This is a genomic window from Bradyrhizobium sp. (assembly GCF_004799405.1).
Classification (GTDB): Bacteria; Pseudomonadota; Alphaproteobacteria; order Rhizobiales; family Xanthobacteraceae; genus Bradyrhizobium.
Map to the genome: position 1 here is coordinate 1 of NZ_SSMW01000109.1, position 15,745 is coordinate 15,745.

A 15,745-nucleotide genomic window follows, 5' to 3' on the forward strand; every position below is an offset into this window, starting at 1 on the left:
CTGTACTATCAAGTCTTGCGACTTCAAGTTTGTGATGCCTGCCAACTTGGCTTAATCGCCGAAATGAAAGCGAACCGCGTGCCGAAAAACGATAGCGAAGGCAAGGCAGGTGGAGGAACGTTAGTCGCAATGGTCGCTGTATTTATCCTCGCATTCGCGTTTTTCGTATGGGGATTGGGGAGTGGGACTCATGTGGCAGGCAATCCTGGACCGATCGGAATGCCGGAATCAACCATAGTAAATCAGGCCCCGCCTCCAGCTGGCAGCCCCTCAGGAACGACAACTGGAACGGCGCGCTAATGCTTTCGGGCAGCCAACTTCAAGACCACTAAAGCGCTCGACCTGCTGCCGTGACAGCAGGCCACTGAAGTTACAATGGAGAATCCCCATGCCGGATATCACTGAAATGAGAGATCATGTTTATAAAATTTTGGAACTCGTAGGGTCATCCGAAAAAAGTATCGAAGATGCGATACAGAATGCGGTGACCCGTGCATCAAAGACCATTCGCGATATGAAATGGTTCGAAGTCATGCAAACGAGAGGCCACATCGAAAATGGCTCCGTTCGCCATTATCAGGTCACATTGAAAGTCGGATTTACGCTGGAGAAATAGTTTTCGGCGAGACAAACTAACGCCCACTCAAAGCGCTAGGGTCTTTCCGATTTTGTGGCTTGCCATGACGGTGCATCGTCGCGGTGCGAAGCTTGCACGACTCTGCCGGGCCGAGGTCTTTCTGCTGGCTGTTGTAGAGCTTTCCTCGGGCTCCGTAGTGATGGAGGGAGGTTTTGTCCTCCCGGTGGACGATCAGATCTCCAACTATAAGAACATTCTCGCGGAGGGCGTGGAGCGGCTTAAGGCCATGGGCTTCTCGCCGACGGCGCGGCTGGGTATGGGAGATGCCGGCCACGTCATCACTGAGGTTGCTCGCGAGATCGACGCCAACCTCGTGGTAGTGGGTCATCGGTCGCAGGGTCCGCTGGCACGGTGGTTGTTCGGGTCCACGGACAACTACTTGATCAATCATCTTCAGTGTAGCGTCTTGGTCGCCCAGACCGAGATTAGCGACGATCAATTTGCCCAGCTACTAACGATACCGGCGGCGCGGTCGTAGCCCTGAACGGCTACCCTTGCTGCTAAATATGTTTCCGTCCACGATCGGCCTCCTGTCGTGAATGCGAGGGCCGACAAAGGCCGCGCCTCTTGGTCCGCGATAGCGAGGAAAAATTACAGGTGAAAATCCCTGTTCCTGCTAAAAAAATCCCTGTTCATCGAAATATTTTCCCTGTTAATTTGCGTAGGGAATTTTCCGAGAAGCCACTGCGGAACAGCAGTTTCTTGCTACGGAATCGATCTTCAGCGCCCCAGGAATCGCAAAATTCCCTGTAAAATTCCCTGTTAGCAGGGAATTCAGGCGGAGACGGGTGCGATCAGCACTGCGTCGCCAGGGTGGGAGTCTAGTTCGAACCGCTGTATTCCCGATTTACAGCTAGGCGATCCTTGACAGACTAATCATCGGGTTAAGGCGGACATGGGTGGGCTCTCCGCCAAGTCCGCTTTTGACCCAACTGGGACATGGGATGAACGGGAAGGCTGTCAATTCCGGCGCTAAAGTTCGTATCTGTGCTAGCTTGTGATCGGCAACGGCCTGTCTGTTGGCTTAGGAACGGGACATGAGGCGACGCGATTTCCTGACCGCGCTCGGCCTAGCGCGGATGTCGGTTCTTGACCCAAAGGCGAAGTGGCGGGTTACGCGATGACTTTATCCGCGAGTGCGAGCATCGCAGCGGAGTGTCGGGGCCAAGTCGTTCGTCGTCTCGCGTTAGGATATTCCACTAAAAAACCCCGGGCGTGGCGGACTGGCCTTGGACTACGGCGAACATGCGTGTAGCGTTCTCTCGGGGACCATGTCGCGGAGTTGGGGGCAATGAAAGCTTTGCAGGCTGCCTGCGTCGTGGGTGCCGTAACATTCACGGGGATGATCTATCTGGTTGGCGGAAACACGCCAAGCGTGACCGTGCCGCACGCAATGCCGGAAACGGCTGTTAGCGCCGAGACGCCCGATGCGCCTGCGCTTTCCGCCGCCGTGCCGGAAGCATCTCCCGAACCGGGAAGCGCGCTCGGCTCAGTGCCCGCGACGGTTTCCCGACCGCCGTTGATGGTCCCGGCCGAAATCGACGACGGTCCTATCGAGACAAAACCGGTGGAATCGGGCCACCTTGATGCCGCTCAACCGGCGCCGACAACGCGCAATGCATCCGGCGATGCCTCCAACCCGGCGCCGGTGACGAAGGATTTCCAGTATCTCATTTATTATGTCTGGTCCGAACTGCCGCCTGCCGAGAAGCCGGCGGCTATCGTCTTGCGTTCGCTCAAGGACACTCCGGTCGGAACGCCGGTCGAGGAGATCAAGCGCGCTTCCGACGCTTTCGGTCTGGATTTCAATTTCATGAAAGCGGTTGCCAAGATCGAGTCCGGTTTCGACCCCAAGCAACGCACCGGATCGTATGTCGGCCTGTTCCAGCTGAGCAAATATGAGTTCAGCAAATTTGGTTCCGGGGAGATTCTTGATCCCCGCGACAATGCGGTTGCGGCGGCCTACAAGGTCATTACCGAAGGCATTCTGTTCGAGTGGGTGACGCACAGGAAGCCGACCTTGAGCGATCTTTACTTGATCCATCAACAGGGCTGGGAAGGCGCCGCCGAGCACATCAGCCAACCCAATCGAGTCGCCTGGAAATCGATGTGTGCAACCGGCGAAGGCAGGGAGAAAGGCGAAAAATGGTGCAGACGGGCGATCTGGGGGAATACCCTCCCGGCCGTCAAAGACACGTGGAAATCGGTGGATAAGCTGACATCAGAGGCGTTCGTCGGGATGTGGCGCGAGCGGGTTGCTTATTTCTATTCGAAATACATGGCCACCGCCACCGCCGACGCCGAGCGGGCGCATCAGTAATTTCTCGTTCCCTACGGCGCGCGCTAACAGGATGATATCCGTTGCGTAATGTAGTGAACATCTGACAATCAACGGCTGAAACCGGAGCTGACCATGGCTTTTGCCACCACCGATGACAGCGTAAAGCTATACTATGAAGAAACCGGAAGCGGATCGCCAATCATCTTCGTCCATGAATTCGCCGGCGATCATCGCAGCTGGGAACAACAGCTTCAGCATTTTGGCCGGCGCTACCGGGCCATCACCTATGCCGCGCGCGGCTATCCGCCATCGGACGTGCCGGAGGATCCGGCGTCCTACAGCCAGAACCGCGCCGCCGACGACATTCTAGCGGTGCTTGATCATCTTGGTATCCAAAAGGCGCATGTCTGCGGACTCTCAATGGGTGGATTCGCTACACTGCACTTCGGCCTTCGCCATCCGTCTCGGGCCTTATCGTTGTGCATCGCCGGCTGTGGTTATGGCGCCGAGCTGAATATGCGCGAGCAGTTTCGCGCTGAAGCCGACGCCGTAGTGGCGGCGCTGCGGGCCGATGGAATGGCCGCATTTGCTTCGCGTTATGCCTACGGCCCAACCCGCGTGCAGTTCGAAGCCAAAGACCCGCGCGGTTTTGCGGTCTTCAAGCAGGCGCTGGCCGAGCATTCAGCCCTGGGTGCCGCCAACACCCAGCTCGGCTGCCAAAAGGAGCGTCCTTCGCTGTATCATCTGCAAAGTGAGATGGCGGGCCTCACGGTGCCGACGCTGATCCTCACTGGTGACGAGGACTGGCCCTGTCTGACGCCAGCGTTGCTGATGAAGCGCACCATCCCATCGGCGGCTCTCTCGGTGATGCCGAATTGCGGGCACACCATCAATCTCGAAGCGCCAGATCTGTTCAACAGCATCGTCGGCGACTTCATAGCCCAGGTCGGTGCCGGTCGCTGGCCTACGCGTGACCCGCGCGCCGTGTCGGGCTCCATAACCGGCATTCGCTGATAATGCGGACAAGGACCAGCGTGCATCCGCGAACATCTGCCCAGTCTGAGGTTTTCTCAGCTTGCAGCCACCGTCGCTGTTGACCCGCTGGCGGCTTGATGAACGGCTTGCAGCAGGCTCGAACTTTGCCTGGTGCATGCTGAGCTTCGGTAAGCAGCCAGCGCCGACCGCTTAGTCAAATTCCAACGAAAAACCGGACCGTTATGCAGCAGCCATCTGCATAAGGGTCCGGCCTGACGATTTGTTGTTCGGATATTCTATCGGCGAGAGCTGCCGCCTGTCCGGACTGCGGAGAGCGCAACGGACCTTAGATGCTATCCGGTCCTATCGAGTTTTCGTCGAACGATTACTTCTTTTTCTTCTTGGCTGTCTTCTTTGCCTTCTTTGCCTTCTTCGCTTTCTTGGCCATGTTACCCTCCGTGATCCCTAAAGTTGGTTCAATGCAGTCGACCATCGACATGCATACATTCAGAATACACTACAATTACAAATTTGATACTGCGCGCTTCGAAGAAGGTAAACGACCGTCGTACCGTCGAGACTTGCGACCGGACGAACCCCTCGCGTGATGTGTGACGACCCGCATTATCGTGACGACTCCGTTTTGGGTGGTCTGTAGACCGACAACGACGACCCTCCTGCCTACGATGACCCATCCAAATTTGGTGGCGGCTGATCTGCGGCGACCAAATGACGTGGCCAAAGTTTTCACGTGACACGGCGCGAAGCTGACATCCGTCCGCTTGTTATAAGAAACTCACACAAACGGAACCTACGCCCGATAAGGAACGGCATAAATGGAGCCAGCCGTCACTGATAAGCAAAGAGCAGAAATGGAGTCAGTTCGCTGACTGATAAGGTTTTGGCACAAAGCTTATCAGTTGACCGGCATTCCAGCGACTGATCGCTGTTGGCGCGAAGCGGATGTGCGGCAAGCACTCTCTTCAAGTTCGCGGTCGCTGATTCTTCGAACCAGACATTTTTGCCTTTTTGCAGCCGCGGTTGATTGATGCGTACGCGCTGTTCCACATACGAAATCCGCCGACAAAGGCGTTGGCGTTGTTGCCAGCGCGGCATCCTTTCGGCAGCTTATTGAGGTGCACGAGATTTCCACCGCCGATGACTACATCCTCCGGTTCGGTGGCCGCGACCAATCGTTCGATCACATCCTTAACGAGCTTCCGCCAGCGCTTTTTTCCGACGCGTTCGAGACCCTTGTCGCCAACGTAATCTTCATATGTGCCCTTCTTGTAGGGCAAATGGCCAAGCTCCATCGGTTCGACAATGCCGTTTACGATCATCGCAGAGCCGAGTCCCGTCCCCAATCCCAGGAACAACATCCTTCCGCCCCGGTAGCTGCCGAGAGCCTGCATCGCCGCATCGTTGATGACCCTTACCGGAAGGCCGAATGCCGAAGCAAAATCGAACCCCGTCCAACCATGTCCGAGATTGTGAGGGTCCGCGACGGGACGGCCGTGGAGAACCGGGCCGGGAAAGCCAAGCGAGACCACGTCGTAGGCCCAACCCTTCGCAAGTTTCTTAACGTCGGAGACCATTTGCCGTGCTGTCATTTTTGGTCCGGAAACAATCTCCCGCTTTTGCTTCTGGCCGGTGGAAAGTATTTTGACGTGAGTCCCACCGATATCGACGGCTAGGATTTTCATACGCGAAGCTCGCTATCGGCATCTGCATTAGCGCTAAAAGCTTGTGGGGTTTCATTGTAGGCTGCACTAAAGCACAGCCTACGAACGAAGTTCCTGACACCTGCCATTTTCGAGGAACCTACAAAAATTGAAAAAGTTCCGCCCGGGAAGCGAGCTATCAATCACTCGCCCTTCAGACGCTGTGCCTCGTGAACCCGTATTGTCTCAGCACCTCGTGCGCCCGCCGATGATAACCTGAGCATGCTTAGCGCCGCGCCGAAGAGTGCAAAGCCAACGCCGACCACAAGAGAAATCTGAGTGCCTTCCGCCGGATAACGAGCCAACAGCAGAGCCACGAGCGAAGCGCCCAGCGTTTGCCCCAGGAGCCGTGCCGTACCAAGGACGCCGCCGGCGCCGCCGCTGCGCTCACGCGGCGCTGCGGCGATCATAGTACGATTATTAGGTGTCTGGAACAGGCCGAAGCCGGCGCCGCTCAGGGCCATTCGCCACACAATATCCGTGGCTGAGGGATGGTCGGGCAGCAGGGCCAAAGTGCCGAGGCCGGCTGCAAACAGGATTAGCCCGATGCCACCCAGAAGCCCGGCCGAGTAGCGCTCAACCAGCCGCCCTGCCAATGGTGCTGCAAATGCTATGGCGATCGGCCAAGGCGTAATGAGAAGTCCCATCTGCACCGCTGAATATCCGAACCGGGTTTCGAGATAAAATGGCATCGCCACGAACGCCAGCATCTGGGCGCAGAACGACGCAACCGAGGTGCAGACAGACAACGCGAAGATGGGAATGCGCAAAAGATCCAAAGGCAATAACGGTGAAGATACTTCCGTCTGCCGACGAACCAAAAGCAGGCAGGCAACGGCTGCGATCCCAAATTCCGACAGACAGATTAGGAGGCTTTCGCCATGGCCGACGCTGTCGATGGCGGCTATTCCAAGACCGAAGGTGACCGCGCTGAGCACGGCGCTTTGCCAATCGAAGGTGTGGCTGCCGCGTGGGGTGTGAGCAAGAAAACGCCAGCCGAGTGCCAGTGCGCCTATTCCGAGCGGGATGTTGATCGCGAACAAATACGGCCAGGTTCCCACCGCCAGAATAGCCGAAGCCACCGTGGGTCCGACCGCGGCGGAGAAGGCTACCACCACGGCATTGAAGCCGATACCACGTGCGAGCAGAGCGCGGGGATATGTGTATCGGACCAGCGCCGAATTGACGCTCATGATGCCTGCCGCGCCAAATCCTTGCACAATCCGCGCCACGGTTAACAGGAGCAGCGTATGTGACAAGGCGCAAAACAGCGACGCCAGGGTGAACAGCAATAGACCTGCCAAATAAACGCGGCGATAGCCGATGATCTCCCCTAGGGAAGCTAGTGGCAGGAGCGAAATAGTGATCGCCAACTGATAACCGTTGACGATCCAGATCGAAAATGCGGGGCTGGCATCAAGATCTCGGGCAATTGTCGGCAGAGCAACGTTTGCGATGGCGCCGTCCATCACTGCCATGATTAGACCTAGCGCAATCGTCAGGATAGCCCAATTGCGCTGCGGCAGCGGCAGGCCGTCAGCATGCTCGATGATAGCGGTCGACATGTGGTTACAGATACCTCATTTGCTTGACACAGGCTGCTAACGTCCCTCGTAAATATTAATGGAAGTCGCTTCGCGCGCGCAGCTGGGGAATATGCTCTGCCTTGATGGAGTTTGGCCTCCCTTGATGGTCTTTGGAAGTTCCAAACGCTGCCTACTGAGAAGGTTTTAGCGGAAGTTTGTCAGCTCTCGAATGGCCGCTATTGGGCGCAAAGCGGACGTTCGTGGATATTTGGACTCCTGCATCGTTCTGCCTCATTATGCGTCTTGATAGAGCTTCGAGAACGAGGCTCGCAGCGAACCGAAGAAAGGACCGACATGACAGTTTCGGCGCAACGTCTCGCTGTGGCCGGCGCGGACCTTTTAGCGTGACCAAAGGCTCCGACCTTCTGGTGGCCGCCCTCGAGAACGAGGGCGTCGCGTGCATCTTCGCCATTCCGGGTGAGGAGAATCTCGACGTGCTGGAATCGTTGCGGTACTCGAAGATCAAGCTGGTGGTGACTCGGCACGAGCAGGCTGCCGGCTTCATGGCGGCCACTTATGGGCGCCTCACTGGACGGGCGGGCGTCTGCCTGACGACGCTCGGCCCCGGTGCGCTCAATCTGACCACGAGCGCTGCCTACGCCCATCTGGGCGCGATGCCGATGGTCATGATCACTGGACAGAAGGCGATCCGGAGCAGCCGTCAGGCGCGCTTCCAGATCGTCGACATCGTCGCGACCATGCGACCGCTCACCAAGATGGCAACGCAGATCGTCTCCGCGCAGAGTATTCCGACCCTCGTTCGTGACGCTTTCCGGGTCGCGCAGCAGGAGCGACCGGGCCCGGTGCATCTTGAACTGCCCGAGGATATCGCGGCCGACGAGGCCGCAGCTGACATCATTCCCTTGCATGTCGTCGAGCTTCCGGTGGCGCCGGCGGCAGCCATCGACCGCGCCGCGGCCATGATCATGGGCGCCAGCCGGCCTCTCGTCATGCTGGGCGCCGCGGCGAGCCGTCCGCAGCTCGCCGAACCGTTGTCAGCGTTCGTGCGACGATGCAAGATTCCATTCTTCAACACACAGATGGGGAAGGGCGCCGTCAATGCGGGCTCCAATCTCTATATGGGCACGGCCGCGTTGTCGGAACGGGACTGGGTTCACGAGGCCATTGATCAGGCTGACCTGATCATTTCGATCGGCCATGACACCGTGGAGAAGCCGCCGTTCCTGATGGGCCAAAATGGACCGCAGGTGATCCATGTCGGCGCCACTCCGGCGACGGTGGAGCAAGTCTACTTCCCGCAGGCCGAGATCGTCGGAGACGTCGGTGCCAGCCTTGCGGCCATTGCCGATCACCTTGAGGGTAAGCTCCCCAACGCCTCGGCCTTGCTGGGGTTGCGGGAGCGGATTCTCGCGCATCTTGCTGAGGGTTCGACGGGGGACCGGTTTCCGCTGACGCCTCAGCGCATCGTGCACGACGTCCGCCAGGTCGTCCCACCGGACGGCATCGTTGCGCTCGACAACGGCATGTATAAGATTTGGTTCGCCCGCAGCTATCGCACCAGCGTTGCCAACACGCTGTTGCTCGACAACGCGCTTGCGACCATGGGAGCAGGTTTGCCTTCGGCCATCGCGGCGTGCCTCATCCGTCCGGACCGGCGTGTGCTCGCGGTCTGCGGCGACGGGGGCTTCATGATGAATTCCCAGGAGCTCGAGACAGCCGTGCGGCTCAAGCTGAACCTCGTCGTGCTCGTGCTCGAGGATCACGCCTATGGGATGATCCGATGGAAACAGGAAGTCGACGGTTTTACTGATTTCGGCCTCGACTTCGGGAATCCTGACTTCGTCGCCTATGCGAGGTCATACGGCGCCAAGGGCTCCCGTGTCGGCAGGGTCTCGGAACTCTCGACGATGCTGGAAGCTGCCTTCAGGGAAGGCGGCGTGCATCTCGTTGTGGCGCCCGTCGACTACAGCGAAAACATGCGCGTGCTTGTCAACGAGTTGCACTCCGTAGCCCGGGTTGTGTGAAAACCCTTTACAGAGCCCGGGTCAGCGGCCGACTCAGGGAAGGTCGGGTTGATATCGGCCGGCCCGCCGGCTGCGAACGAAACGATGATCGCTCTCGCGGGGCAATCCTGGGGCCTGTGCGCCCTTCATTCCGGCTATCACTAATACAGCCGCCGCCGCTGCCACCAAATGCTTTGTCATCTATCGCCTCGCTGACATCATCATTATTGTTACCAGACGCGGTTTCGCGGACAGGCAAGTTGAATTGGCATGTTACGCGGACATCGGACGAGCAAAGCGAAATGAAACGACCCGGCAATGTGGCCGATATGGCTTTTGGCTGATAGCCGGCAAGCGAATGTCTGAAACACTGGATCTGTTATATGCAGAAATGCGGACGTACGACGAAGTATAGTCCGTAAATACCCGCAGTACGCCGATCTGACGTCGCGCATCGCGGTTGAATTGTCGTGTCTTGGAGCTTCACTTCAAGCAAAGATGTCGCGTTTTTCTATTCTTCAGACGCGCACCGGGCTGCGAACCCGGCCGGCGTTGCCAAATACACGCAGGTAACGCTCAACCTCGGATGCACTACCCGTCGCTTTTTCCGGATTGTCCGAGAGCTTTACGGCCGGGCGACCATCGACCGAAGTCACCTTGCAAACGATAGAGATTGGATCGAGATCGACGGAGCCATCCGGCGCGCATCCCACGAAATCATTAGTCAGGTTGGTGCCCCAGCCGAAACTTATGCGGACGCGGCCGGCAAAATGACGGTAGGTTTGTTCGATCGATCCGACATCCATGCCGTCCGAAAACACTAGCAGCTTCTCTCTAGGGTCCCGGCCCTTTTGCTTCCACCATTTGATGATTTCTTCACCCGCCACGATCGGCGGCGCGCTATCGGGACGAAAGCCGGTCCAGTCCGCCACCCATTCCGGCGCGTCGCGCAGGAATGACTTGGTGCCGAAGGCGTCGGGCAGCGCGATCAAAAGATTGCCGCCATAGGTATGCCGCCACTGATCGAGAATACGGTACGGCGCCCAGCGCAATTCGGTATCGTCATTAGCGAGCGCCGCCGCGACCATCGGTAATTCGTGCGCGTTGGTCCCGATCGCTTCCAGATCATTGTCCATCGCGAGCAGGACATTAGAGGTACCCGTGAAGGACGGCCCCAGACCTTCCTTGACCGCCTCGACGCACCAGCGCTGCCACAGGAAACCATGACGCCGCCGGGTCCCAAAATCGGAAAGACGTAAGCCGTCCAGCTTTCGGAGACGCTCGACCTTGGTCCAAAGCTTGGCCTTTGCCCGGGCATAGAGGACGTCGAGGGCAAATCGCCCTTGCCCTTTGGTTACTTGACGTGATCGTAGTTCGTTGAGAATCGCAAGCGCCGGAATTTCCCACATGGTGGTGTGGGTCCAAGGCCCGTGGAAATGCAATTCGTACTGGCCGTCCACCTTGTGCAGCTCATATTCGGGAAGGTGGAACGCGGCGAGCCAGTTGATGAAGTCGGGCGAGAACATCTGTGTCTTGCCGTAGAACGTATTGCCGGCGAGCCATATCAGCTCTTTCTTGGCGAATCGGATGGAGCGGGCGTGATCGAGCTGGGCGCGGAGTTCGCCCTCGTCGATCACCTCCGCAAGACGTACATGGCGGCTGCGATTGATGACCGAAAAGGTGGTGCGCTGTTCGGGATAGAATTCGCGGATCATCTGCAGCATCAGTAGCTTGTAGAAATCGGTATCCAGCAGGCTGCGCACGATCGGGTCGAGCCGCCAGCCGTGGTTATAGGTCCGGGATGCAATGTCTGTGACTGCCATGGCGGAACTCTATCGTGCCGGGAGCCTCACAACCAGCCGGTTCGGCCGGCAGCGTGGCAGATCAGCGCGCAACCCCTTGCCGGGCGTGGCTCACCGCCGCTTCCACCCCGGTCCAAGCCGGCTTGTCCGGGGCGAATTGCCGGCGAAGAAACGACACGAGCTCCGTCACCTGACCGTCGGTCATGCTGTCCTTGAAGGCAGGCATATAGCCGAGATCGCTGGACACCGGCGCCACGACGCCATGCAGAATGATTTGGATCAGATTGTTTGGCGTCACACTATGTAAATTGCTGTTCAGCGCCAGTGACGGCCGGCTGCCGAACAGTGGAGCGCCGCCGACCGCATGGCAAACCGCGCATGCGCCTTCATAAAGGCGTGCGGCTGAGGGTGAAACGGACCGGTCGAGGGCTTCGGTTTCGAGCCGGGTGGCCAATGCGTCCTGCGTCGGTCTGTCGATCGCGTCTTCGTTGAATGAAATGAGATAGACCGCCATGGCGCGAATATCCTGGTCGGGCAACGCAGCGAGTTCCTTTACTACCGGCGCCATCGGTCCGGCGGCGACACCATGAAAGCGGGATTCGCCGGACCGCAAATATGTGAAAAGTTCGTCCTCGCTCCAGCGTATCGGCGCGTGAGAAAGCGAGGTCAGCGGCGGCGCTTCCCAACCCTCCGCGAACCCCCCCGCCAGATAGAGGCTTGCCTTTTCCGCACCGAGCGCATTACGCGGCGAATGACAGGCGCCGCAATGGCCGAGGCCCTCGACCAGATAGGCGCCTCGATTCCATGTCGCCGATTTGGTCGCGTCCCCCTCGAATATCTCCGTTCGATGAAACAGCGCGTTCCAGCCCGCCATCAGCGGACGGAGGTTGAACGGAAAAGCCAGCGTGTTTTTCGGAGCGTTCGCGCGCACCGGCGCCTGCGCCATGAGATAAGCGTAGAGCGCCTGGAGGTCAGCATCACTCGTCATGGCGAAATGCGTGTAGGGAAAGGCGGGATAGAGATGCCGGCCGTCGCGATGGATGCCCTCGCGCATGGCGCGCTCGAAGGCGGGATAGGACCACGCACCGATACCTGTGTCGACATCGGGGGTGATGTTGGTGCTATAGATTGTACCGAATGGCGTCTCGATCGCCCGGCCGCCGGCATTGACAACGCCGTTGGCGATGGTGTGACAGACCGCGCAGTTGCCGAGTGCTGCAAGTTGCTGGCCACGGACAATGGTTGCAGCCGAATACACCGACGCATCCGGCCGCGCGATCGGTGCGATCGAACGCCACGGCGCCACGGCGGCCGCGACGCCGACCACTGCGGCAAACAGGGCCGCGATCGTCGTTAAGGCACTCTGTCGCCTGGCAAACGGATTTTGCCACTTGTCGTGCGAGGGTTGGGGTTTTGGCGCCGCAAATGACAACGCGTTTTTCGCGATATATTGTTCGCCCCGTAATCCCCTGAGAATCCGTTCCGGTGTAAACGGCAATTCGCGAAATCGTACGCCGGTTGCATCGAAGATGGCGTTGGCGATCGCCGCCGCGCTCGGGACCGATGCAGATTCGCCGACGCCGAGCGGTGGCTGATCCTGCCGCGGCAGCATCAATACGTCGATCTTCGGAACGTCTGGAAAGGTGATGATAGGGTAGGCGCCCCATTCGCGGCTGGTCACCGAATGACGGTCGAACGAAACCTCCTCCATCAGCGCGCGGCTGGTCGACTGGATGACGTTGCCGTGGATCTGGTGGCGAACACCCTTCGGGTTGATCATTAGGCCGGAATCCTGGCCGGCCACGACGCGGGTCACACTGACATCGCCTGTTACCTTGTTGACGGCAACATCGGCGATCCACGCCGACCACGCCGCACCGTAGCCGGGAAATTTGCTGTGGACGTACAGTGCATACGCAAATCCGCGTCCACGTACGATGTCACCCTCTGCAACCGGCTCTTGCCGGACCGGGCGCGCCACCCAACCGGCGCGTTTCGCGACCGCGTTGACAAGGTCGATCGCGCGAGGATCCCTGAGATAGCGCAAGCGGTACTCAATCGGATCGACGCCGGCTTCCGCCGCCAATTCGTCGATATAGGATTCATGCGCGAAGGTGTTGGGCAGCGCCGAGACGCCGCGAAACCACGATGCGCGCACGATCGGCGGCATGTCGTGCGCGACCACCCGCAGAGCGTCGTAATCGTAAGGCGGGATGGCGGTGCGGTCGCCCATCTCAAACACAGCTGGAATCGGTGCGACCGTCCCAGTAAGCAACAGCGCCAAAGTAGGTGCGCCGTTGGATGGATATCGTGTGGCGAAATCGTAACCCGCGACGCCGCCGTCGGCGTTCAATCCACCGTTGACCTCCATCAGTTGCGCGGCGCCCTTTGGCTCCCACGCATGCTCCTGTTCGCGTGTCAATTGCACGCGCACGGGGCGGCCGACCGCGCGCGACAGCAGAACCGCGTCGGCGGAAACGTCATCGGCGCAGTTGCGGCCATAACAGCCGGCCGCCTCCATCCGGATTACGTCGATTTCGTTTTCCTGTCGCTGCAACAGCAGCGCGATGTCAGCGCGCAGGACATGCGGGTTTTGCGTGCCGGACCACACCCTGGTGTAACCGTCCTGGTAGTCCGCAACCGCGCAGGACGGGCCGATCGAGCCGTGCATCTGGTAGGGCCAGATATAGGTTCGCTGCATGGGCTTTGCGGCACGGGCGATGGCGGTGTCGACGTCGCCCTTGTCGATCAGCGTTCGCGGCGTCGATGGATGGACGCGTAGCGAGGTCTCGATGTCCTTTAAATCGGGCAGCGTTGGCGTCGGCTTCCAGGTCACTTTAAGCTGTGCAGCCGCCTTCTCCGCGGTTTCCTCGCGCTCGGCAACGACGCCGACAAAATCGCCAATTCTGACGACGGCGACCAAACCCGGAATGTCGCTGACCGATTCCTTGTCGACCGCGATCAAGCTGGTGCCCACGAAAGCGCCGGCATCGACGCCGGCATAGGGCGGACGCACGACGCGGCCGTGGAGCATGCCCGGCAGGCGCACGTCGTGAACATAGACCAATTCGCCGGTGGCTTTTGCCAGAAGGTCATTGCGCGGCACCGATTGCCCGACGATGGTGTAGCTGTCGACGGTTTTCACCGGAACGTCGTTGGCTAATTCCAGCCGGATGATGTCGCCGGCGATCAATTCGCCATAGCTGACGCTGCGGTTATCGTGGCCGCGGATCAGGCCGTCCTGGATGGAAAGTTCTGCCACCGGCAGATCTAGGCGTTCCGCGGCACGCGCAATCAGGAAGTGCCGGGCCTGCGCCGCGGCCTTGCGCAAGGGGACCGCGGTGATCTGGATGGTTTCGCTGGCGATTGTCGGACCTTGATTAGGCGCGTGTGTCGTATCGCCAAGCACGACGACGACGCGGGCAAAGGATACGTCCAACTCTTCGGCGACGATCTGTCCAAGCGCGGTCCGGATGCCCGTTCCAAGATCGACATGGCCGTTATAGGCCGTCACCGAACCGTCTGAGGTTATCGTGATGAAGGTTTCGAACACATCGTCCGCTCCTGAAACAGCTCGACGGACAACGGACAATGCTCCGGGCCGGGTTTCGCGATCGAGCGGGAGGTCTGGGCTAGCCATCGATCCCGACCTCAGCGATATGGCCAGCCGCCCGCAGCGCCGCGCGCATAATTTCAACATGCGCGCCGCATCGGCACAAATTGTAGCGCAGCGCTTCGAGCACTTCGGCCTTGGAGGGGTGAGGGGAGCGCCTCAGCAAAGCGGCGGTGGTCATGATCATGCCGTTGAGGCAGTAGCCGCATTGCGCGGCCTGCTCCGTGATAAAGGCTTGCTGCACTGGATCGGGTTGATCGCGCGAGCCAAGCCCCTCGAGCGTCAAAATATCGCGCCCGACGCAGCCGCTGATCGGGATCACGCAGGACCGTGCTGCGAGGCCGTCGATAAGCACGGTACATGCCCCGCATTCGCCGAGTCCGCAGCCATATTTCGGTCCGTTCAATTCCAGGTCGTTACGCAACACATAAAGCAGTGCGGTCTCGGCAGCGGCATCGACATCGTGAATCCTGCCGTTGACGGTCAGGCGCATCGCGTTCGGGCTCCTCATCCTCAACGTGTGCGCCGCAATGTCAGCGCTTAAATCAATGGCGAGGATACCGTTTGTATACAAACGTGCAAGCCGTGCTTTTTGCGATGCAACTCTCTGCCCACTTTATGAACAACGGCATGAGGCACTTTGATTTTTTATTCGGCAGCGGCAATTTTCGCTTCCAGTGCCGCTTGACAGCTTTCTGTCGCGCGCGCAGGATCGTTCGTATACGAACAAAATGATCGGCCGCGAAAAACGGACTGATCGGCGCCTCCTCGAGAGCGGGCTTGTTCATGACAAGTGACACGACGACCGCCGTGATGGGTGACAAGATCCGCTGCGATGCGTGTCCGGTGATGTGCTACATCAAGCCGGGTGCGACGGGCGCCTGCGACCGCTATGCCAACAACAACGGCGAATTGGTGCGCGTCGATCCGCATATCGTCCTGGAGCGTACGGTATCTCATGGCGGGCGGCTGGTGCCTTTCCAGGCAGGCGGCGACTGGGATGGCAAGATCGTTCACGAGCCGGATGTTTTCGTTACGGCCATCGGCGCCGGAACTACTTATCCCGATTACAAGCCGGCTCCATTCATCGTGTCGTCCGAGATCGACGGTGTCGATATGGTCACTGTGGTGACCGAAGGCATCTTCAGTTATTGCGGTGTCAAAGT

The 15,745-nt window shown here is 59.1% G+C and carries 11 protein-coding genes and 1 pseudogene; 7 read left to right on the forward strand and 5 right to left on the reverse strand.

Annotated elements, in window-relative coordinates; translation table 11 throughout:
* From E7813_RS16680 to E7813_RS16700, 5 genes are all read left to right on the forward strand, one after another.
* Positions 1-300 (forward strand): hypothetical protein (locus E7813_RS16680; RefSeq protein WP_291575683.1); only part of this gene is annotated, 300 nt, incomplete at its 5' end.
* A 106-nt stretch (positions 301-406) separates the two neighbouring features.
* Complete coding sequence (locus E7813_RS16685) at positions 407-616, forward strand: dodecin (protein WP_291575698.1); 210 nt, start codon at positions 407-409, stop codon at positions 614-616.
* A gap of 64 nt (positions 617-680) precedes the next feature.
* Complete coding sequence (locus E7813_RS16690) at positions 681-1,115, forward strand: universal stress protein (RefSeq protein ID WP_291575685.1); 435 nt, start codon at positions 681-683, stop codon at positions 1,113-1,115.
* Between the two features lie 813 nt (positions 1,116-1,928).
* Positions 1,929-2,957 carry a transglycosylase SLT domain-containing protein gene (locus E7813_RS16695; RefSeq protein ID WP_291575687.1) on the forward strand — a complete coding sequence of 343 codons (1,029 nt, stop codon included), beginning with the start codon at positions 1,929-1,931 and terminating at the stop codon, positions 2,955-2,957.
* 93 nt (positions 2,958-3,050) lie between these two features.
* Complete coding sequence (locus E7813_RS16700) at positions 3,051-3,932, forward strand: alpha/beta fold hydrolase (RefSeq protein ID WP_291575689.1); 882 nt, start codon at positions 3,051-3,053, stop codon at positions 3,930-3,932.
* A gap of 944 nt (positions 3,933-4,876) precedes the next feature.
* Here E7813_RS16700 and E7813_RS16705 read toward each other — a convergent pair.
* Entirely contained in the window at positions 4,877-5,596 is a 720-nt protein-coding gene (locus tag E7813_RS16705) for an ROK family protein (RefSeq protein ID WP_291575691.1), read from the reverse strand.
* Positions 5,597-5,757: 161 nt separating this feature from the next.
* On the reverse strand, positions 5,758-7,179 hold the full coding sequence (locus E7813_RS16710) for an MFS transporter (RefSeq protein ID WP_291575692.1): 1,422 nt from the start codon (positions 7,177-7,179) through the stop codon (positions 5,758-5,760).
* Positions 7,180-7,544: 365 nt separating this feature from the next.
* Here E7813_RS16710 and E7813_RS16715 point away from each other — a divergent pair, with 365 nt between their 5' ends.
* Positions 7,545-9,185, forward strand: a complete 1,641-nt coding sequence (locus tag E7813_RS16715) for an acetolactate synthase large subunit (RefSeq protein WP_291575693.1) — start codon at positions 7,545-7,547, stop codon at positions 9,183-9,185.
* Positions 9,186-9,682: 497 nt separating this feature from the next.
* Here the strand turns inward: E7813_RS16715 and pncB are convergent, their stop codons facing one another.
* The 3 genes from pncB to E7813_RS16730 all read right to left on the reverse strand — a co-directional run bounded on the left by pncB (position 9,683) and on the right by E7813_RS16730 (position 15,072).
* Positions 9,683-10,987 (reverse strand): nicotinate phosphoribosyltransferase, encoded by a 1,305-nt coding sequence (gene pncB / locus E7813_RS16720; protein WP_291575694.1) that lies wholly within the window; start codon positions 10,985-10,987, stop codon positions 9,683-9,685.
* A 61-nt stretch (positions 10,988-11,048) separates the two neighbouring features.
* Complete coding sequence (locus tag E7813_RS16725; protein WP_291575695.1) at positions 11,049-14,606, reverse strand: molybdopterin cofactor-binding domain-containing protein; 3,558 nt, start codon at positions 14,604-14,606, stop codon at positions 11,049-11,051.
* Complete coding sequence (locus tag E7813_RS16730) at positions 14,599-15,072, reverse strand: (2Fe-2S)-binding protein (protein ID WP_291575697.1); 474 nt, start codon at positions 15,070-15,072, stop codon at positions 14,599-14,601. The genes E7813_RS16725 and E7813_RS16730 overlap by 8 nt, the downstream gene beginning before the upstream one ends.
* A 293-nt stretch (positions 15,073-15,365) precedes the next feature.
* Between E7813_RS16730 and E7813_RS16735 the strand changes: the two are divergent.
* Positions 15,366-15,745, forward strand: a pseudogene (locus E7813_RS16735) (6-hydroxynicotinate reductase); the annotation flags it as partial.